Below are 21,366 nucleotides of genomic sequence, written 5' to 3'. Positions count from 1 at the left end.
AAGACAAGCCATGGATCTGATACTGCTACAACCCGGCGACACTTCTGTGTTCCCCACAACCAGCAATGACTGGGCCACGGGCGGCAGCCTGATTTCGACCGGCGCCGACTGGACCGCCAACGAGGAACTCAAGCTCGGCCAATGCATCGAACTGGTGTCGGTGCACCAGGGTATGAAGCAGCAGGTGACGACGGACGTCAGCAATTCGGCGCGCACCTCTGGCAGGCCGGTGATCACGGAGTTCACCTGCGTCAAATATGTCGACAAGACTTCGGTCAAGCTCTACGACTTCTGTTTGCGCGCGAAGTCGCTGGGCGACAAGGCCAAGCCCTCGTACATCTACATCCTGCGCAACTCGGGCGACAAGGTCGGCAACATCATTACCTTCATGCTGCGCGACGCGCTTATCAGCGAAATTCAATTCCAGTCACATCCTGACGACATGCCGACCGAGCAGTTCAAGCTCAACTTCACAGAGATCGTCTGGACCTACGCTGTACAGACGCCGGACATGCAGGTCAAGGGGAACGTCACTGCCGGCTGGAGCCTGGCGCAGAACAGGCCTTTGACGGCGTTCACTTGAGCCTTGTTGCGGCCCTGCGGGCGCCGTAGTTTTTCGTTGTTTTGAGATGGCGTGCCGTTGTTGTGGCGCGCCGGCCCAAGGGGATAAACATGCAGTTCTTGCTTGAGCGCCTGGAGTTTGCGGGTGCGGCGCCGGCGCAAAGCGGCCAGAGCTTCAATCTGCGCGATGCCGTGCGGCTGCAGATTCAGCGTCTGGTTAGTTCGCACGTCTGGGCTGGTTCGACCGGTCTGGAGCTCATGCGCGTCGGCCTGCCTTCCCTGACCGGCGCCGGTTATGCCCAAAAAGATGACATACAGCGCTATTCGCTGGGCATCCGCGACATGATCGTGCGTCACGAACCACGGCTGACGGGCGTACGTGTGACTGTTGAGGAAACGCGCAGTTCCGTCATGCCTTTCCAGGTAGTCGTCACCGGCAAGCTTGCCGACCAGCCGCTGACAGAGACCTTCAGCTTCGGGTTGCCGCGCCGCTAGGCGCTTCCAGGCCATGCAAGTCTACGGAACTCAACTCAAGGACTACTACCAGCGCGAACTGGCAGGGCTGCGCAACGACGCCGCCGCATTTGCGCAGGCCTATCCGACAGAGGCGCAGGCGCTCAAACTCGATCGCACCGGCTCGCACGATCCTCACGTGGAAATGCTGCTGCAGTCCTTTGCTTTCCTGACCGGCCGTGTGCAATATGAGTCCGAAGTCAGCAAGGCGCTGATCCCGAACGTACTCCTCGGTTACCTTTATCCGCACCTGGCGGCACCCGTGCCGTCCATGTTGATTGCACAGGTTCGCGTCAAGCCGGACGACGCGGCCGGCGCGGTTCTGGAGCGCGGGCGGCAGGCCAGTGTGACGGCTGAGGACGCCCGGGGCCGGAAAAGCGTCTGCCGCTTTACGACAACCTGCGACTTGCCTTTGGTGCCGCTGGGCATTGTCGAGATTGAAATGCTGCAGGCGGGAGATTTTCCGGTCGGGCTGAGCGACGAACGTTGCCTGTCGGTGCTGCGTGTGCGGGTGCGCAGCCTGGGTATCGACCCGGTGAAGGCGCTCAAGAAATCCCGGATGCGTTTTTACATCGACACCAGCCAAAAAGACGCCTGGTATTTGCAGGAGATGCTGGGCCTGCACCTGCATGCCGTTGACATCGCACAGATTGGTGGTGAGCCGCTGCCAGGCGCAAACCAGAGCGCCGTCCACTGGCTCGGGTTTGAGGACGAAGAGGCCGCTCTCCCGGTCCGAAGCAACATGCATCCCGGACACAGGCTTCTTCAGGAATATTTTTCCTTTCCGGAAAAATTCATGTTTTTCGAAACCGGCGAGTTTGACCTCGCTCCGTTTGAGAATGGTTTTGACTTGTTGTTCCAGTTTGACGTGGCTTCCCATAAGGATCGCCAGCTCTCGTCACGTTCGCTCAAGCTCAACTGCGTCCCGATGGTGAATCTCTATCGTCAGCGCATGGAACCCCTGGCGCTAGACCACACGCAGTACGAATATCAGCTAACCGCAGACGTGCAGAACCGCCAAAACTGCGAGATTTACAGCATTGAGGAGCTGGTTTCCATTAGCGCCGACGGCAGTCAACGCAAGCTGGCGCCGTACTTCGAACTTGGAAACGCGCAGACGCGTGGCACCGACGACTATTTTTATGTCATGCGGCGCGAGGAAAACCAGCTTGGCGGTATTGCCGGTACTGAGGTGTTCATATCTTTTCTGGACGTCCGGCAGCAGATGGCACTGCCGCCGGCAGAAGTTGTTGGCGGGCGGGCGCTTTGCACCAATCGCAAGCTGGCAGAACAGCTGCTGGTCAAGCAACCCCTGCAGCTCGAAGGGGCGGGACCGATCACGGTACTCGAAGTGATAAGCCGGCCTTCGCGTCACATCACTCCCGCACTGATAGGGCGACGTCCCTGGTCGCTGGTGTCCCAGCTCGGCATGAGCCACTTGTCGATGGCAGAGGGACCGCAGGCGCTCGCTGCATTCAAAAGCATGCTGCGCGACCACATCGATCCTCTGCAGACACAGGCTTTCCGCAGCATTGAAGGAATTCAGGCGCTGCAATGTCGGCCCGGCATGCGCTACACGATACGCGATGGAGTGCGAGGCTATGTGCAATGTCTCTATATCACCCTTACGCTGAATCGAAAACAATTCGAGTCGACCAGCATGCTGCTATTTGCGTCGGTGCTGCGCTATTTTCTTGCGCTCTACTCAACAGTCAACAACATGGTCTGCGTAAGCCTGGAAACCACTGACGAGAAAGGAGTACTCAAAAGATGGCCGCCAATGGTTGGGGCCCAGATCGTTCTTTGAGCCGTCGGCTCGAGCAGCGTTTTGGGGAGTTCAATTTCCTGCAGATGATCCGTCTGTGGCTGCGCCAGCCGGATGATCGTGCCGGCGGGTCAGGCCAGACCGTGCGTTTCGAGGCTGACCTTGACGCGGGCTTTCCCGCGCGCGCGGCGAGCGCCGTGCGTGTGCAGGCCATTGCATCCGGGTCGTCTGCGGTTCCGGTGCTGATTGAAGCTGAAGGCGATCTGCATGACCGGCCCCAAATGCTGGCGATCACCACCCCGGACTTCTGTGTTGGCAGTGCGCTCGGTCCCTTGCCCGAACCTTTTCTCGAGTGGATGCGCGAGCTGGATCGCGCAGGAAAATCCGCGACGCGCGCATTTCTCGACATTTTCAATAACCGGCTAAATCTGCTGCGTTATGAAACCCGCGCCGGCTTTGAGCCTGGGCTGAACAACGAGCTGCCTGAGCGCAGCCAGCTCGCCGAATACCTTGGCGCGCTGATGGGGGTGGACAACGCCGAGCAGGCCGGGCAAATCCCGATGCCCCAGCGCCAGTGGCTCGGCATCGGGGACTTGCTGGCGAACGGCCGGCGGTCGGCAGCCGGGCTGGTTCAGGTGCTCTCGGCGCAGCTTGGATTTCCTGTCAAGCTGCAGCCCCTGGTGGGCGCATGGCGTGCAATCGATCCGGACGATCAGCACCGCCTGGGCCGCAGTGGTCACCGGCTTGGCGTTGACATGCTGCTTGGTCGCAGCACTTGGGATCAGCAGTCGCGCATCCGGCTGACCGCAGGCCCTGTTTCTTATTCCCAACTGGAGGCGCTGTTGCCGCCGCTGAAAAAAGACACAGAACCAATGCGTTCGCTGCGTCAATGGCAACGGCTGCAGCGCCAGGTCGATATCGGCAGCGAAGCGCCTGCCGTGCGCAGCTCGTATGAGGAACTGCAAGGCTTGCTACGGTTGATGCTTGACCGTCGCCACGATGCCGAAATCGAACTTTCGGTGCTTGCAGAAGAGGTGCCGCTGGCGCGGCTGGTATCGACTCAGGCCTCCGGCTTCTCCGGTATGCGCCTGGGCTTTAACGCATGGCTGAAGTCGCGGCCGACGGATGGCGCCGCTGGCGTTTCGGGCGTTTGCGTTGCGCGCTTTCTGGTCCCTGCCTATGAGTCGGGAGCCATGACGTGAACGACCGCGTCACTGGCATGACGACCGCGCTGGCTCTGCTGTCGCCGGCGCCGGTCGTCTACCTGCATGTCGCGCTGTTCCTGGAGACGGGCGTCATCCTGGGTGATGGCAGCTTCCGGCTGGTCAGTTTTAAAGGGCAGGAAAGCATTTCTGATCATTTTGAGTACGAACTGGAGTTGCACGGAAACTCGGACCCCGAGAGCGGCCTTGAGCTGGCCTTTGATGACCTGCTCGGGCGACCGGTCACTGTGGGGGTTCACTACCCGGTGTTGGATGGCCAGCAGCAGCCGACGCGCGAGGAAGCCAACGAGTGGTTTGACCAGGCCGTACACGGCCAGGACGAAGGCGTGCGGTTGTCCCTGTTCAATGGCATCGTCGCATCCTTCTCAATGGAGCAGCCAGGCGTCTATCGCGCGACCATGCGGCCGGCACTTTGGAAGCTTACGCTCACGAACAACTACTGCATCCATCGCCAGCTGAATGTGCGTGATGCTATTGCGGGCGTCCTGCGCAAGCACAACATTGACTTTTCGGTCGCGGCGCTGGTTGGCTCAGGCAATCTGGCAGTCGCGAGGCAGCAGGACTGGCTGCAGGCCGGCGAAACCGACTATGAGTTCGTGCGGCGGCTCATGTCGAAAGCGCACATTTATTATTTCTATGTGACCACCGGCACCAGTCACACAGCGGTTTTCGCCAACCGGCCTGTTTACCCGGAAGCCCTGCCCGATGGCAGGCCGCTACGCTATTGCGGCACCCAGGAAGACGCTCTCGGCCTGGCTCAGCCTGACATGATCAGCGACTATAGCTTTCAGCAGAGCCTGGCCAGCAGCGCGGTGAACTCGGTATTCACACGCGAAGAGGCGGCTTGGGAGTCGGATGCGGTGGCCGGGTTTCAGAGCTTTCATGCTCAGACCAAGCCAGCGCCTGGTACCTTGCCATTCAACCAATACCAGATCTATCAATACGGCTGCAGCGACGTTGAGGTCGATCACTATGCCCATGCAACGCAGGACACCCTGGATACGGGTAGCCAGCAATTCAGTGGTTCGAGTTATTGCCCCTACCTGCATTGCGGGCACCGCTTCTCGGTGACGCAGGAAGTGCGCTCAGGACAATGGCCATTGCAGGTCAGACCTCAGCTGGAGGGCAGGAGCTTTGTCGCAACACAGGTTCAGCATGAAGCCACGCTCGACGGCAGCTACAGCAACAAGTTCCAGGCGGCGGACGCGCAGGGACTGGTCACGCCGTTCTCCATCCAGGAGACCCAGCAGGGCAGTGTGCTCGCCAGTGTCGTCTCGGGTGGGAGCCAGGGTGTTGCGCCGGTGGGCTGGCGCTATATGCAGAAAGACAACTTTGACCCGGAGACCAGCCGCATTGTCGACAGCGAGGGTATTTCGCCGGTGCTTGAAGCGCAGGGCGTCTATGTGCGGTTCTCGACAGGCCAGGACATCTTTTCACCGGACGGCGCCGACCCGGCGGAGCCGGTCTGGGTCAAGCTGGCGCCACACATGCAGACCGTGCCGGAGATCGGTACGACCGTCATCATCACGCGGGCGCAGGATCAGTCCGAGCTGCCTGAAATTCAGAGCATCATCCAGGCTAATGGCACCAAGGTCATCATGCCATCAGGCTGGACGGCCAATACCAACGTTGGCAGCAGCTATTCGACGGCCTATGGCGACGGCAAGAGCATCCGTTTCGGCTTGCACTCCGATGCTGACCTGGACAACGCGGTTGCCATCGTTAGCCAGCAATACGACAGTGGAAAGTTCCGCGAATCATCGTATTCGCAGGGCGCGAGTTATGGCTATTCGACCTCCGAAGACGGCGCGAGCGGCCTGCTGAGCCAGTCAGACTCCTTCGGTTCGACCTACAGCACGCATAAGGGAGCGGAAAGCTGGAGCAGCACCGAGTTTGGTACGACCACCAACCACTCGATTGTGACCGGCGACGCCACCAACACCAGTACGAATCAGGGAACGATCAGTAACACGACGTCGCAAAACGTCGTGTTCAATACAACCACGACCGCGAGCCAAACCAGCGAGTCGTTCACGGTCAGCAGCGTCAACCTCGACGTAACCGGCCAGCACATCTCGACCTCGGCGGTCGGTATGGCTGTCAGCGCAAGCGCGACCGGGGTGCGGCTGTCGGGCTCGATGGAGGGAATGAGCAGCAGCAGCAGCATGGTTGGCCTCAGCGACAGTGACTCGGTTGTTGGCATGAGCATGCAGACCAGCGCAACCGGTTCAAGCAACAACGTTGCGGTGACGCTTGCTTCGGATCATGTCTCGATGACGTTGGTCGATACGGGCACCAATCTGGTTGGCGTCAGCAACAGCACCTCTCTGACCGGTGCCAGTACGGCGATGAACCTGGTTGGCGCTCACAACGAGGTCAGCCTGACCGGCCTGTCCAGCCGGGTCAGCCTCACGGGCCAGAGCAACAGTGTTTCAGTTCTGGGGTCGAGTACTGACATCTCTCTGTCGGGCGACACCACGGCGATCTCGATGAAAGGCGCATCAACCTCGATTGAAATGACCGGGGCCGGCATCCTGGTGCAACTCACCGCGTTGCAGGCGACGATGCAGATCACGGGCCTGAGCCTGACGATCACCGAGCTGAAGATCTATCTCTAGGCCGCCATGAAGATCATCAAGCCCTTGAGCCTAGGCCTGCTCTACAAGACATACCGGCAATCCGGCATAAACCGCGTGGTGGTGACGGCGCTGGGTTTTTTCCCGCTGGGTGAAGTCAGGCCGCAGCGCTTTCTCATGGAGGGCCCGCAATGGGCACGGGTACTGGCCGCATTGCCGGCGGGACAGGCGCTGGACGAGGCGATGCCCAAGACCGGGGCCGAAGCCCTGGTGCTGGGTCGCGCTTGCGCGCCGGGAAATCGTCCGGTGAGTCGCATGGAAGCGCGGCTGCAAGTCGGTCCCATCGACAAGCGTCTGACGGTTTTCGGCGACAGGCAATGGCGCTATGGCGTCTTGCCGCTCTTTGGCATCTCGCAGCCTGCGGAATTTGTACACATGCCGCTTGATTTCGCACATGCCTTCGGTGGTCCAGGTTACGAAGATAATCCGGTTGGCTGTGGCCATGACGGTAACCGGTTCGCCGCTATAGCCGGTGCGAACGAAGGGGTTATGCCGAACGTCGAGTACGCCGCCCAGCCCGTTGCCTGCCATGGGCGTCGCTATCCCCCTGCCGGCCTTGGTCCCATGCCTATCGATTGGGTGCCTCGCAAGCGCTATGCCGGTACTTACGATGAACGCTGGCTGCGCGAGGATTATCCTGGCTTGCCGCGAGATCTTGACTGGCGGCTTTATAACCAGGCAGCGGCCGACCAGCGCATCACGAATCCTTTCGCGGGCGGCGAAGCCTACCTGTTACAGGGGATGCATCCACAGATTGAGACCATTCGGGGCGCACTGCCTGAGCAGCGCGTCAAGGCTTTCGCACTTAAAAAGGACTCTCCCCCCGCTTCACTGACTGAAATCGGGCTGCGCATGGACACGGTCTGGTTCCTCCCCGAGCAGCAGCTCGGTATTGCGGCCTGGCGGGGCGAGATTCAGGTCACCGACAGCGATGCACTGGACATTGGGGTATTGATGCTGGCCTACGAAGGTGCAGGCGAAGCACCGCGTGCCTTGAACCATTACGCGGAGGTGCTCACGCTGCGCCTAGACCCCAAGACTGCACCGTTGCATGCGCTCAACGAGTCGCAGCTCGCGCCGTCGCTCGATCCAGTCGATCCCGCGCTGGCTGCCGCCGAAGCCGAAGCGGCGCTGAAAAAACGCCAGGACGTGCTTGACGAAGTTACGCGCGAATTTTGGCAGCAAAGCGGCATGAAGCCGCCCGCGGGCTACGAGCCGCCAAAAGCCGGGCCGCCCCTGCTCCAGACACCGTCGGCGAAGGCTCTGGCCGATGGCGACATGGACTTGACCAGCCTGATGCACAGCGTCGAAAAGCTGGTGGCCAGTACCCGCGAAAACGCGGCCGCTCAGCAGGCAGCACTTACTCACCAGCTAGCAGAGCTACAGGTGCTGACGGGGCAGACGGATGTTCCCGCTGGGGAGCACGGAAATGCTCCGGAGTCCGGACCGCTCTGGACGGAGGTGTTGCAGCGCGCCGATGGTACGGCGACACGAGAGGCATTGGCGCCGCTCGCGCTGGCCGCGACGCCATCCCAACATGCCGACCTCATGACAGCCGCGCAACTCAAAAGCAAAGCCCGCCATGCGTCTCCAATCCCGCTATCGCCCGCGCAGGCGCTGCCGCCCGCTGTCGCGTCGCTATTGGGGGCACAGGTGCTGGCCTGGGCGAAGGCCGGAGAAAAGCTTGCCGGCCGCGACCTTGCCGGCGCGGACCTGCGCGGTGCTGTACTTGCGGGCCTTGACCTCGGCGGATGCATGCTGGAGTACGCCGACCTCAGCGGTGCGGACCTGCGCGGCTGCAACCTGCGCCGCGCTGTACTGACGCAGGCGCGGCTCGATGGCGCACTACTTGATAAGGCCAACCTTGATGAGGCGAATCTCTGCAGCAGCCACGCATGTGAAGCGAGTTTTCGCGGGGCGAGTCTTTGTTCGGCCCGTGCTTCCAAGGCGTCCTGGACACAAGTTTTCGGCTCCGATTGCGACCTGTCAGCCGCTCAACTCGACGATGCAGATCTTTGCGGCGCAAACTTCGATCGCGCGACGCTGGATACAACAATTTTCAACCAGACCAAACTGGCTGGAAGCAGCTGGTGCGGTGCCTCGTTCAACAGATGTGTTGCCTGGAAGCTGCAGGCCCAGGGGGCCAATTTTTCGGGTTCGCGATGGCAGAGAAGTGCACTGATCGGTTCCGACCTGTCGGCCAGTCAATGGAGAGAGGCCCGGCTGGTCCAGGTCCAGGGGAATGACAGCGACTGGCGTGGCGCCGACCTGTCCGGATTGCGCGCTGAACGCGGAAGCTGGACGCAAAGCCAGTTGCAGGGTGCGCGGCTCGACGGCGCTTTCATCATGGCGTGCGATATGAGTCGGGCTGACCTTAGTGCCGCCAGCCTTGACGGTGCCTGCCTGCCGCGCACTCTCATGATGAAGGCTCAACTGCCCGGTGCGAGTGCCGTGGGCACCGACTTCTACCAGGCGTTGTTGCGAAAGGCTGACTTTGGAAAAGCCGATCTGCGCGACGCCAGCCTGTATGAAGCCGAACTCACTGAGGTCTGCCTGGTTGATGCGGACACACGCGGTGTACGTCTGGATGCGCGCAGGAGGCTCGCATGAGCAGGACTTACAGCCAGGCCTCCGCCCAGGATTGGGCCGAGATCCAGCGCCTGGTGCGGCTTGGCCGTCCGGTGCGTGGCCAGATGCTGGCCGGACTTGATGCAAGCGGCCACGATTTCACAGGTGCGGTTTTCAGCGGCTGCCAGCTGGCGGGCTCGCATTGGGCCGGTGCCCAGCTGGAGGGAGCGTCCTTTATTGATTGCGAACTCGGCGCGGCCGATTTTCGCGATGCCGGATTACGCCGCACCGCTTTTTGCCAGAGCCGCCTCGCTGGCAGCGATTGGCGTGGTACGGCCGGCACAATGCTGGCCTTCAGTCAGTGTGACCTCCGTCAAAGTCATTGGGACGGTGCGAGCCTTGAGAAATCCATGTTGACGAAGTGCGATATCGGCGGCTCTTTCTGGATTGAGGCGCGCTTGCTGCGCAGCGCATTTGCAGATTGCCAGTGGGGCGGCAGCGATTGGCAAGGTGCCGAATTGCAGCAGGTAAGCCTGAACGAAGCACAACTGCAGGAAGCCAGGCTCGCCGGCATGCGTGCCAGCACCAGCCTGTTTATCAAAGCCAGCTTCGCCGGGCAGAAACTGGCCGGCGCCAGCTTGTTGCGCTGCACTTTGCAGGGTGCTGATTTTTCAGGTGCTGATCTGAGCCGCGCCAGCATCCGTGAATCGAATTGTGCCGAAGCCCGCTTCAGTGCAACACTGATGAACGGCATTGACGCTACGCGCTGCCAGTTCGTAAAAGCGAAGTTTGACCGGGTAAATCTTGACGGCGCCCAACTCGAGGGTGCGGTATTGCAAAAAGCCCAACTCAACGGAGTTTCGCTGCGCGGAGCCGGATTGGTGAAAACGATCTGGGATCACAGCAGGCTTGACAGTGTCGTTTTCGCGGGATCGGACTTGCAGTTTGCTCAGTTCGCGCATGCGAATGGCCGGGCAATGGATTTCCGGTACTGCAAGCTCGATCGTACGAGTTTTCACTGTGCAGTCTGGACCGGTGCCGATTTCACCGGTGCCAACATAGCCGCCGCACTGGGCACCCAGGAGGCGCGCGCTGCCGCCGAAAGACGTTCACTTGAAATGGAAGCAGCATGAAACAGGCAACACAACAGCTTGACCTTCCCGTGCGCGCCGCAACCGTGCACGGCTGGGGAGAGGCGAGCATAGGCCGGTCGCTCGGACAAGCGCAATGGCGGCTGGCGGACGGCCGGCTTGCGTTGCAAGCGGTTTCCTGCCTGCTCACGCCCCTGCCTGGTGACACGGTGGCCGTGCTGCAAAGTGCTTCAGGCTTGTTCGTGACCCATATTTTGCTGCGCCCGCAGCCGGCAGCGGACACGCCGGGCGCAGGCCGCGCCGAGCTTTCCGTGCCGGGCGCGGAGCTTATGGCGATCACCCAGCCAGCGTTTGAGCTGGCCTGCACACGTCAAATCGCACTGCGTTGCCTTGGTGACGTCGAGCTGACGTCGGCCAGTGGCTCTGTCAGCGTCAACGCAAGGGATTTCCTGGCATCCGTCAGTGAGACCATGGTGCAGTCGGCACGGCATCTTGTAACGCGTGTCGAGCACGGGATCATGCAGGCCTCGGCGCTGCTGCGGCTCCATGGGCGGCAGGCGTTGGTCACGGCCGAAGAAGATATCAAGCTCGATGCTGAACGCATCAGCCTGGGATGAGTCATGTTCGCCAACACGAACCTCTGCGTCATCAATTTCGCGTTTCCCGACGTCTGTCTGGTGCCTACGCCGGTGGGGCCGGTGCCCATTCCGTTTCCCAATATCGTCATCACGATCTCGCACATTCCTTCGCAGGCCTGCGTGATCGTCGGCGGCGGACTCGCTGAAAACCTGGTGACGCAGGGTACGTTGAGCAACGGCGACGAGCCCGGCGTCAACCTGGGTGTGGTTTCGGGCATGGAAATTGGGCCGGACCGATACCTCATGGGTAGCTTCAAGGTCGCGATGGGCGGTGTGTTTGCGACACGGCTGACCAGTGTGGTCGGGCAGAACGGCATGATAGGCAACGCGATCGGCATGTCGATCACACCTTCGCAGGTATGCGTGATGGTGCTGGGATGATCATGCGCATCGTCAACGCTTTTCTCGGCACAGCGGCATTGCTGGCTGTTTCCGGCTGCGGTTTTATCAGCTACGCGCTGGGCTACAGCCCTACTACGCCGCTAAAGACGCTGAACATCGTCGCCGAACTCGATGCCAATCAGAATATGGGAACCGAGGTCGACCTGGTGTTTGTCTTCGACAAGAACGCGGCCGCCGTCTTGCCGAAGACTTCACCCGACTGGTTTGCCAATCGCGACGCGCTGCAAGCCGGTCTGGCCAGCGGCATCGCAGTGCTTGGCGTGCAGGTTGTGCCTGGCAGCACGGTCACCAACCAGCCCCTGCCCAGCGGTTACGGCAAGGCCGTCTATGTCTACAGCTACGCAAGCTATGTGAGCGCCGGCGGTCAGGCGGTCGCCGACATCACTGCCTACAAATGCGCATTGATCACCCTGCGTAGCACGCAGATCAGCTATACGAGCTGCCTTTCATGATTGGAGAACCCATGCCCGAAACCATTTCAGCGCCTAAAGCCGCCCAGCCCGCAGCGAAGCTGTTCTCAGCTGCGGCCGGTCCGGCCTTGCCCGACAGTGTTCAGTGGATCGAAGGGATGTTGCTATCACCCCAGCATTTTCAGCAAAGCGATGTTTACTGGCAGGAGCAGTTGAGGTACCGGCTATCGTGCGTCGCGCCGGATTTCTGGGGGTTGAGCCTGCTGCAGCTGGATATGGTGAAGCTCAAGGCCGGTATCGTCGCAATCAAACGGCTTGAATGCATCATGCCCGACGGCACGCCGGTTGTGTTTCCCGGCTCGTACACCGGAAAATCGCTCGAACTTGATGTCACCGGGCAGTTGCAGCGCACGCCGGATGGGGTGCGGTTGTCGCTGATCATGCCCGTGCGGGGTAACGCCTCCAATCACTGGAATACGACACCGGCACGCAATGAGGTTGTGCACGGCCTGGTATCGCTTGACGAGAACACTCTGACCGGATCGGTGCCGGTCGACCGCCTGCGGCCGGCGATCTCGCTGTCGGCCGAAGTTGCAGCCCCGACCGGCTACGAGGTCTGCCCCTTGTTCGAGCTGTTCCGGCGCGAAGAAAACAGGCATGTCGAATTCAAGCCCTACCACCCGCCCATGCTGTGCTGGCAGGCCGGCGATTTTCTCAAGGCAACCGGCTTGCGGCACCGGCTCCAGCTGCTCAATGAAGCGCTGTGGCTCAAGCTGCGCGAATTGGGCGCTAACCGGGAAAGCGACGGTCCCGAGGACGATGAATTGCAGGGTGCCCATTTCCGCAAGCACCTGGAGATGGCCCGGCGGCTGGCTGCCGTGCTGCCGCAGTTCAGCCTCATCGTGCAGCGCCCCGAGTCGAGTCCGCGCGCGGTCTACGATAGCCTGGCGCTCCTGCTTGGCGCGATGGCATCGTTCGGCGCCAATCCCATCCCGCCGGTGCTGGACGCTTATCAGCACGATGACTGTTCGCCGCAGTTCCGGCGTGCGCTGGACTATGTGGTGCGCAAGCTCAGCTATATCAATACCAGTTTCGAGCTGCAGCCGTTTGAGCGCCATGCCGACGGCACTTTTACACATGTGTTGCCTCCTGACGCGGGTGAACAACTGCTTGTCGAACTCAGGCCGCAGGGTGGCCAGGGCCTGGGGGCCGATGGACGCGCGTCAATGGAACGCTGGTTGCTTGACGCCTGCATCGCGAGCGAGGCGTTGCTGCCTGCCGCAGCCCGGCTGCGCGTGACCGCGAGGCCGCACCTCTTGACCGCTGAGGAGTTGGCGAAACGCAACCTGCGTTCGGGAGCGGCGTTGTTCGCGATCGACAACCAGGTCCTGCAGCTCAAGGAAGGCGATACCAGGCTGTTCGGCCCAGGGCAAAACCTCGTCATTAGCGGTGACAAGAAGTCGCCGGGAACCCCGCCCGCAATGATTCTGCTTTATCGTGCGCGCGCCGCAGGCACGCGGACCTGAAAGACGCAGCCATGCAGCCGGTCGCTTTGCCCGAAATGCCGCTCCTGAGCTGCTTTGCGCAGTTCTATGAGGAGGTTGCGCGCGTGCGGCAGGAAAGCGAACGCGGGTCGCTGCAAGCCTACCTGGGGGTCTCCGGTGCGGCACCGGCCGAGCCGGCCGAACTCGCGGGCCGTGTGAGCCTGCGCCTGGCCGACCTTCTGGCCGGCCAGGCACGCGATATGCGAGCTACAGCGAGTGAAGCGCAGCAACGCGCCTATACGGCAGCCAGCTATGTGATGGTGGTGCTGGCTGACGAGATTTTCATCCTTGAACTCTCGTGGCCGGCGCAGGATGCCTGGCTCGAGGTTTTGCTTGAGCACCGTCAGTTCGGTTCGCGCCAGGCTGGGCGACGCTTCTTCGACATGGCGGAGCAGGTGCTGGCTGTGGTGTCCCGATCCAATTTGCATCGCGATCTTGCTGCCTGCTTTCTGCTCGCGTTGCAGCTTGGGTTCAAGGGAATGCACCGGGGGGCGCAGGGCCAGCTGTTCCTGGACACGCTGCGCCAGCGACTGTACCGTTTTGTCAACGGCCGACCGGCAGAGCCTGACGGCAGGCTGTTTGTGCAAGCCTATGAACACACGGTCAAGTCGACTGCCGATGCGCGGGTCGCGCCCCTGCGCCCGTGGTTGCGTCTGGCAATGGGTTATGCACTTGGCTTTGTGCTGATGTCGTCGGCGCTCTGGCTATGGCTGATCCAGCCGCTGGTCAAGGTAGCGGGTGTCTGAGATGAGCAGCATGAACAGCAGTACCTGGTTTGGCGTGCTTGCTGCGGTCGCGGCAGTATTCGGCATTCTGGTGTTGTGGCTGATCGTGCGCTCGCGCCAGGCCAAACTGATCGTGGCCACCGGCGCCATCAAGCCGGTTTTGGCGGCGAGTTTCTGGCGAACGCGCTGGCAGTCGTTCCTGGCCTGGTTGCGCGGGCTGCGTACCGTGCTGTCCAGAACCGCACGGGAGCGTTACCGGCAAACCTGGATCATCCTGATCGGGCAGGCCGGCGCTGGTAAAAGCAGCTTGATCGCCTCATTGCGACAGGTCCGGCAACGGCCGGACGCCCAGGCGGCGACGATCGCCGGCGTGCCCCACACAGCCTGGCACAGCCTGGCACAGGGTGAACTCATTGACCCGCAAGGCAAGCTCAGCGCTGCCGGTCAAACCGGGCCCGACGCGGCAGACTGGCAAACCGTGCTGCGCGGACTCGTCCACCTGCGCCCCGAACGTGCACTTGACGGGGCGCTGTTGGTGGTTTCCTCCCGCAACTTGCTGGGCACGGGCCGTGAGAGTGTGCTTCAACTCGCGCTTGATGCCCGGCGACAGCTCGACGACCTGCGTGCCGCCACCAGCCTGGCCTTGCCGGTCTACGTGATCGTCAGTCAGTGCGACGCGGTCGATGGATTTGCTCCGTATTGGCGTCTGCAGGGGCGTTCGCAGAGGGAAGGCATGTTTGGCTGGTCGGCGCGCGACGGCCTGTTGCAGTCCGGCCCGGTCCAGTGGATTGACGAGGCATTTGTTGACATCGGTGAACGACTCAAGGAAATCCAGGTAGAGGCCGCTGCGGCCCAGGAGCAGATTGCCGACGCTGATGCGTTTTTTCTGTTTCCGAGGCATTTCGAGCGTTTGCATGCGCCCTTGCGCGACTACCTGGCCGAGGTCTTTCACGACACGGCGACGACGCAGCCTGCACTGTGCCGAGGTGTCTATTTCACGGGCTGCACCGAAGACACCGGTGCGTCAGCAGGCATGCCGCGTGCCGATGTCTCGTTTGCCGAAGACGTCCTGACGCAGAAGGCAATGGGGGAATGCGGGCTGGCGCGCGCCACGCTGGCGTCATTCTGGTCGCGTGAGCCGGGGCTGCTGCGGCTTCAGCAAGCCTGCATCGTGCTGGCCGGGTTGCTGCTGTTGGCACTGGTGTTATCGGGCTGGCGGCTGCAGCGCCAGGTTGATGGTCTGGGTCGCAGCATCGCCGCGCTCTACCAGTCGCAGGCGCTGGCAGGTGCACAGGAGAGCTGCGCCGGCCGCCCATTGATTGACGATGCGCTGTCCCGGGCCTCGGCCCTCGATATCGACCTGGTGTTCGCGACGATGCCGCTGTCCTGGGTCGATCGGCGTGCCAGCAACAACGCGGTGCAGGCTGTCTCCAGTACCGTGATGGCGCGCACGGTGTTTCCGGCACTGGCTTGCGGCCTGCAGGCGCGGGTCGCGCGGCTCGACGCTGGTCTGGTCGCGGCGTCCGAGCCAACGCTTGCCGGTATCACAGTCAACAACTCGGCGTATGCCAAAACCCGCGCCAACCTGAAGGTGCTTGCGCTGGAGGTGAACAACCTGGAAGACAAGCTCCAGCGTTTCGCACGCTTGACTGCCATACCCGCCGAATCCACCGTCCGCAAGCTGGATGATCTCAACCTGATTTATCTCTACGTCTACGGAGCGGGCTTGCCCCTTGCTGCGGCGCGGCCCGGCGGCGTGGTTGCCGCTTCGCTCGAGCAAGTGCCTTACAGCGGCGTGGTGAATGTGCCGGAGCGTTCGCGCGGCAACTGGGCGCGCCAGTTGGCGAATACCAGCCGGCAACTGCATGTCGATTTGCTTGCCGAGGCCTCGATGGGCCCCAGCCTCCTGGCCAGGGTTGATCCGGCAAAAGGGCCGCTTGTTGACAACACCAGGCGGTTCACCTCATGGCTGGTCTGGGTCGCCAAATCATGGGTGCCATCGGACCCGAACAACAACCCCTGCGCCGATGACGCGAAGGAACTGCGGCAACTGCTGTCGCCCCTCGTGACGCAGTACAGCTATCCGAAAGACCTGTTGGCAGGTGACGGCGGTTTTGATGAAGCAAGGTGCTACAACCCGGCCATGCAGGTGCTGCGCGGCATGCAGCTTTCGCCCTACGGGCCTCTGCTCATCGCACAGGGCCAGAGTCTCGTCATGAATCCGGCACTGTCGGCAGAGGTACGCGGCCTCGAAAGCCTGCTACAGCAGACTTTCATGCAGGTCCGGAACCCGCAGGCCTTCGCCTGCGTGAGTTCAGCGCCGGGCTGGCGTCTGGCAGACCTCGGCCGGTCCATGAATTACGCTGCTGATTACCAGCGATTCGCAGCAGGCCAGGGACTGCCGCCTCTCGGTGCGCCGGCAACCAGCAAGCCGCTGTTCGACCGGCTTGCGAGGGCGCAGCTTGAGCAGGTCATGAATGACGCGATGCGCTCGGCGCAGTCGGCAGCAAATGAGTCGTTCGTGCTTCAGGGGCTTGACGCGGTCTCGGCGGCAGACCAGCAGCTTTTGCAGCAGAGTGGTGATTTTTCGCGCGCACTGGATCCGCTGATCGGCAACCTGCGGCTCTATACCCAGTTCGGCTTTACAGCGAGCGCAGGACGCGTTTCACAGTGCGCGCGGGACTTTTCGTCGGATGCTCTGGGCCGCGTCTCGGGCCTTGTGAGTGGCAGCCGGCTTTATGACCCCGAGGCCGGTCCTGCCGACGGCCTGCTCGTGAACCTGGGCACCACACCGGTGATACGCGACTACCTCGCACGGCAGGTTGCGCGCGCGCAGGTACTCGCTGGCTACGCTGATCCTTTCGTGAATCTGTTGCGCAACACTGACGGCGTCAACGATGCGCAGCGTGACAACGCGCAAACCTTGCCGTACTGGAGTAATACGATCAATGAGGTCACCAGTTACGTGCAGTTCAAGGACCCGGGCAAGCAAGTCGGCGCTCTCGACACGCTTTTCCTCAAGACCATTGCCGATCTCACCTATGCGAACTGCGGCAAGGTGCTGGCGGCCTACCAGCCGGCCGACTACGGCAACGACATGTTCTCGGAGAGGCGGCGCGACCTGATTGCGCAACTGAACCTGCGCTGTGTCGACCGTCGTACCGAACAGGCAACCAGTGCCTACGATGCCCTGGCCAAACGCTTCAACAGCCGGCTCAAGGGGCGGTTCCCGTTCGGCGAGACCAGCAGTCCGGACGCCTCGCTGGCGGAGGTGCAGACCTTCTTCAGTGACTACGCCGCGCAACGCGAATCGCTGCAACAGTCGCTGTCCGGCCTGAGCACCCCTGGCTGGGTCGTTTCGGCACGCGGGTTCCTCAGTGAACTCGATGCAGCCGATCAGTTTCTGCGGCCAGGCTTGGGTATAGGCGCAGCACCGCAGCCTCTAAAGCTCGACATCACTTTTCGTGCGCTACCCCAGGAGTCGCCTGGCAGTGAACAGGTCGTGAGCTGGGTGGTGAGCTCAGGTTCACGGGTGGCGAGCTATCCGGGTGGAAAGCCGCCGACCGTGGACTGGAGCTACGGCCAGGTGCTCGCGCTTGATCTGAATTGGGCCGAGCTGTCTGTTTGGCGACCGGCCGCATACCCGGTGCAAAGTGGCTACCGGGTCGAAGGCAGCACAGCTTCGTTCACTGAAAGCGGGAACTGGGCGTTGCTGCGCATGCTGCAGCGCTACCAGCCTGTGCCGGCACGACCGGCCGATCCCCTCAAGCCGGGCAAGGCGTTGCTCGAATTCAGTGTGCCGATACAGCGCACGACCCAGGCGACACCCACAACAGCCCCGGCAGTCACGACGGGCCAGGCCACGTTCTACCTCGGCTTGACCCTGTCTGGCACCGATCCGAAGTCCCAGGCCAGTACCAGCCTGGTCTGGCCGGGACCTTTTCCCAAGTCTGCACCGCAGCGGCAAGATGTTTCCACGCAAAAGCGAGCAAAACCATGAACACTGAATTGATGACCCGATCACAGCGTTACTTCGGCGAACGGCTTGGATGTTCGCTCGAGACCCTGCTCGACCCGATCGATGCGGGCAATCCCGCCGGCTATTCGGTCAAAGGCAATGGTGTCTACAACACCATCCAGAACGCCAGACGCGAGGACGATGCGAGCTTGCCGTTGGGTCCGTGGGAGCACAAGCTCAAGCGAGCGGACTGGCCAGTAGTGAGCCGTGTCGCCACCGAGGCCCTTTGTTCCAAATCCAAGGACCTGCAGGTCGCTGCCTGGCTGCTTGAGGCCGAAGTGAACCAGCATGGGTTTTCCGCGATAGCTCCCAGCCTTTTGCTGCTTGATGGCTTGTTGCGTGATTACTGGGACGATCTCTACCCCCAGGACGCTGACTCCGGCGGCGAACACCGAGCCAACATCCTGCGTTCGCTCAACAACCGTTTGCCGTTTGTGCTCAAGCAGCTCGCCATGACTTCAACGGGCATGCATCGCAATTACAACCTCGCCGATTGGGAAGTTGCCATGCACCGAGAACGATTGGCCCCGGCCGCCGCGGCCGCAGCCAACAGCGCTGATGAGGAGGAGCATGCCAGCACGGAAACGATCACTGCAGCGATGGCCGCGACGCCCCTGGCCTGGTATCAGGCGCTGCACCAGCAGTTGAATGATGCGCTGGGAGCGATGCAACTGCTCAGGGACAGCATCGACCACCACTTCGCGGTGGACGGACCGAGTCTGTCGGCGCTGGCCGGCTTGCTGGCTCAACTGCACGCATTGGCCGAATCCGAGCTGCAGCGGCGCGGGATAAAGCTGGCGACGGTGAGCGGGGAATCCGATCCGGGGCCTGGCACCGTTGCGGGGGCCGATGAGACGGCCATGATGGGTGACCAGACGTGGGCCATCGATGACCGGCGCCAGGTCTATGCAATGTTGGAGCAACTGGTGGAGGCGCTGCTGAAGATGGATCCGCACAGTCCGGCGCCGTACCTGATACGCCGTGCGATCGAATGGGGACGGCTCAACACCGCAGAGCTCTACAAGGAAGTGTTTATCCGTCTTGGCGGCCAACTCAATATCTTCGAATTGGTAGGGCTTGAAACACCCCCAGCGCGGGAGGAAACATGATCGCATCATCTGAACCCCAGGGGATTTTCGTACCGGTTTCCCTGGGGACTGATCCGTCGACCCCGTCAGTGGCGGTGGATATTGCCGCTTCGGCCTGGAAAAACCTTTGCGAACTGCCGCCCCTTCTGTTTAAGGAGCGTTCGGGCATTGCTGCCGCCCTGACCGGCCCGCGCCTGGGGCGGGCCTGGGCGCGTGCCGTAGTTATGTACTGGAGCAGGCTTGAACGCCTGGGTGGCCTGGACTTGTCCCAACCACTCTACATCCTGAACATGGGTCCGGATGACGGCGCCCTGGCTGCGGTGGTGTTGACCACTTTGCGCGATGAGATGCATGCCTGTGGCATGCTCGGCTGGCCCGTCCGGTATGTGCTGTGCCCGCTGGCCGGTGAAGAACCGGCACTGGCGCTGCTCAAACAGCCGGCACTTCAGCCTTTTGTCGTGCGCGGCTGGCTTGACCAGGCAAGCTGGCAGGCTCGGCGCGGCCACCCGCTTTTGCTCGGTGCGAACCGCTTTGCCCTGTTCGGATCACGCAACCCGGTGGTCGCGATGACGGCAGGCGGGTTCTCCGCATTGCCGGCAGAACTGTACGGTGTGCACTACGGCGAACTATTGCAGGCGCGGATTCAGGCGCAGCCAGGCAGCGAAGGCCGTTTTACGCTGGCTTCTGAATGGCAGGCTCTGGCGGAGGATGAGCTTGCCTCAGCCGCTTCCGCGCTGCTGGGCCATTACCGCGCCAGCCTGATCAGTGCCACTGTTCTACTCTCGGACTCCGCGCTATCCCTGCTGGATGCACTTGCCGATTTTTCTGCCGGGCGCTATTTGCTGCTGGCGGCGGACCAGGGAATTGCCGATGAACGGCAAATCAGGCTTAACTGCATGGCGCTTCCTGAACAACTCGCTCCTGGTGAACTGGGACTGCCGGTCAATTTCCATGCGCTTGGCATGCATCAGGAAAGCGCCGGGGCGCGTATCTCAAACCGTGAGTCGGATGCATCAGGGTGCGTGCAGCATATAGCGTGCCGCGATGACGCGATCGGCATGGATCCCGCGAGCTGGGAAAGCCTGGTCAACAAAGTCGATGAAGTCCATCCAGCCGAGCGCTGGTGGCACGCCACAAGCCATGAACCCGTACAAAGCATCGACGAAATCAATTTTCGTCTGCGCTGCTCCGGCCATGACGCCTGGACCCTGCGGTCGATTCTCGACAGTCTTGATCTCAGTGGCCTGCAAGCTGCAGACGACGCTGCACGACAAACACTGCGCCGCAGCCTGGCGTGTACCTGGAAGCAGATGACTCCGTCGGAGCGATGCGACATGGGTCTTCGGCTGGCTGGCTTGTTGGTTCACTCGCGTGAGTGGGAGCTGGCTCGCGAAGTACTCGTTGAAATCTCAGACTGCGATCACTCGGTAACTGATCGAGCTGATTGGGTACTGTTACGTGCACGCCTGGAGGCGGATACTGGACGCAGCACTATCGCCTCCAGGCTGCTGCGGGGCTGCCTGCGCCAAGGCATAGATCATCAGGGCGTACGGGATATGCACGAACTGCTGGCGCTCCGAATTGCCAATTGGCAAGCTGGCAACTGGTATATGGCTGATGGGATGCGCGATGGCGAGCTCGTGCTGGAGCCTTTGGATGCTCTGCATATATCAGCTTGGCTGCACCAGTACCGTGACCCTAATATTGCCGGCATGGCCGGATTGCCCTCCATCGCTTGCGAGGCGGAAGCCATGGCATATCTCGCCCGTGTCGGCGATGGCGACGGCGTTGAATACGCAGTCGTCCATCGGGATTTTGGGCTGGTAGGTGCAATTGGCCTGCACCACGATGCCGATATGGCGCACATCCACTTCTGGATAGGTGTTGATTACCAGGGTGTCGGTTTTGGCACGCGCGCAGTCCAATTGCTTCTATGCGGCCTGCCCGACACTGAAGTTCGCCATGTCTTTACAGCCGTCTTCAAGACCAACTTGCGTTCAGGCCGGATCCTCGAAAAATTAGGGTTTGCGGTGCTCCCGCACGAGTCCCGCGGCAGCGACGGGGACTATCTCTTCATGCATCTGGCGTTAGCCGGTGCTGCTTGCTGCACCGATACCGAGCTTGCCCAACGACTCGCGCGAATTTGCGAAAGCAGTGGCGTGCCGCTGACCTTCTGAATTCCAA

Annotated in this window: 15 protein-coding genes; all 15 read left to right on the top strand. The window is 61.6% G+C overall.

Going from position 1 to position 21,366, the window contains the following annotated elements; all coding sequences use genetic code 11:
- Nucleotides 1-10: 10 nt before the first annotated feature.
- The 15 genes from AC1D1J_RS10395 to AC1D1J_RS10325 all read left to right on the top strand — a co-directional run bounded on the left by AC1D1J_RS10395 (nt 11) and on the right by AC1D1J_RS10325 (nt 21,359).
- A complete protein-coding gene (locus AC1D1J_RS10395) occupies nt 11-583 on the top strand; it encodes an Hcp family type VI secretion system effector (protein WP_348049164.1) in 573 nt (190 codons plus the stop codon).
- An 89-nt stretch (nt 584-672) separates the two neighbouring features.
- Nucleotides 673-1,056 (top strand): GPW/gp25 family protein, encoded by a 384-nt coding sequence (locus tag AC1D1J_RS10390; protein WP_477686178.1) that lies wholly within the window; start codon nt 673-675, stop codon nt 1,054-1,056.
- Between the two features lie 13 nt (nt 1,057-1,069).
- On the top strand, nt 1,070-2,881 hold the full coding sequence (tssF, locus tag AC1D1J_RS10385; protein WP_477686177.1) for a type VI secretion system baseplate subunit TssF: 1,812 nt from the start codon (nt 1,070-1,072) through the stop codon (nt 2,879-2,881).
- Entirely contained in the window at nt 2,845-4,041 is a 1,197-nt protein-coding gene (gene tssG, locus AC1D1J_RS10380; RefSeq protein WP_477686176.1) for a type VI secretion system baseplate subunit TssG, read from the top strand. Before tssF ends, tssG begins: the two co-directional genes overlap by 37 nt.
- A complete protein-coding gene (locus AC1D1J_RS10375; RefSeq protein ID WP_477686175.1) occupies nt 4,038-6,680 on the top strand; it encodes a contractile injection system protein, VgrG/Pvc8 family in 2,643 nt (880 codons plus the stop codon). Before tssG ends, AC1D1J_RS10375 begins: the two co-directional genes overlap by 4 nt.
- 6 nt (nt 6,681-6,686) lie before the next feature.
- Nucleotides 6,687-9,308: a DUF2169 family type VI secretion system accessory protein gene (locus tag AC1D1J_RS10370; RefSeq protein ID WP_477694629.1), complete on the top strand. Its 2,622-nt coding sequence runs from the start codon at nt 6,687-6,689 to the stop codon at nt 9,306-9,308.
- Nucleotides 9,305-10,399 (top strand): pentapeptide repeat-containing protein, encoded by a 1,095-nt coding sequence (locus tag AC1D1J_RS10365; protein ID WP_477694628.1) that lies wholly within the window; start codon nt 9,305-9,307, stop codon nt 10,397-10,399. The genes AC1D1J_RS10370 and AC1D1J_RS10365 overlap by 4 nt, the downstream gene beginning before the upstream one ends.
- Entirely contained in the window at nt 10,396-10,974 is a 579-nt protein-coding gene (locus AC1D1J_RS10360; RefSeq protein ID WP_457282542.1) for a DUF3540 domain-containing protein, read from the top strand. The genes AC1D1J_RS10365 and AC1D1J_RS10360 overlap by 4 nt, the downstream gene beginning before the upstream one ends.
- Nucleotides 10,975-10,977: 3 nt before the next feature.
- Nucleotides 10,978-11,376: a DUF4150 domain-containing protein gene (locus tag AC1D1J_RS10355; protein ID WP_477667394.1), complete on the top strand. Its 399-nt coding sequence runs from the start codon at nt 10,978-10,980 to the stop codon at nt 11,374-11,376.
- 2 nt (nt 11,377-11,378) lie between these two features.
- Nucleotides 11,379-11,849, top strand: a complete 471-nt coding sequence (locus AC1D1J_RS10350) for a hypothetical protein (protein WP_477686172.1) — start codon at nt 11,379-11,381, stop codon at nt 11,847-11,849.
- Between the two features lie 11 nt (nt 11,850-11,860).
- On the top strand, nt 11,861-13,333 hold the full coding sequence (gene tssK / locus AC1D1J_RS10345; RefSeq protein ID WP_477686171.1) for a type VI secretion system baseplate subunit TssK: 1,473 nt from the start codon (nt 11,861-11,863) through the stop codon (nt 13,331-13,333).
- Between the two features lie 11 nt (nt 13,334-13,344).
- Nucleotides 13,345-14,097, top strand: a complete 753-nt coding sequence (locus AC1D1J_RS10340; protein WP_477686170.1) for a DotU family type IV/VI secretion system protein — start codon at nt 13,345-13,347, stop codon at nt 14,095-14,097.
- Between the two features lie 10 nt (nt 14,098-14,107).
- Complete coding sequence (locus AC1D1J_RS10335) at nt 14,108-18,076, top strand: type VI secretion system protein (RefSeq protein WP_477694627.1); 3,969 nt, start codon at nt 14,108-14,110, stop codon at nt 18,074-18,076.
- Nucleotides 18,073-19,203 (top strand): type VI secretion system protein TssA, encoded by a 1,131-nt coding sequence (gene tssA, locus AC1D1J_RS10330; protein WP_477694626.1) that lies wholly within the window; start codon nt 18,073-18,075, stop codon nt 19,201-19,203. The genes AC1D1J_RS10335 and tssA overlap by 4 nt, the downstream gene beginning before the upstream one ends.
- On the top strand, nt 19,200-21,359 hold the full coding sequence (locus AC1D1J_RS10325; RefSeq protein WP_477694625.1) for a GNAT family N-acetyltransferase: 2,160 nt from the start codon (nt 19,200-19,202) through the stop codon (nt 21,357-21,359). The genes tssA and AC1D1J_RS10325 overlap by 4 nt, the downstream gene beginning before the upstream one ends.
- The last annotated feature ends 7 nt before the right edge of the window (nt 21,360-21,366 follow it).

This window comes from Polaromonas sp. P1_F8, assembly GCF_056405635.1.
Note: the sequence above shows the minus strand (reverse complement) of the source record. Positions and strands in the feature narration are given on the sequence as shown.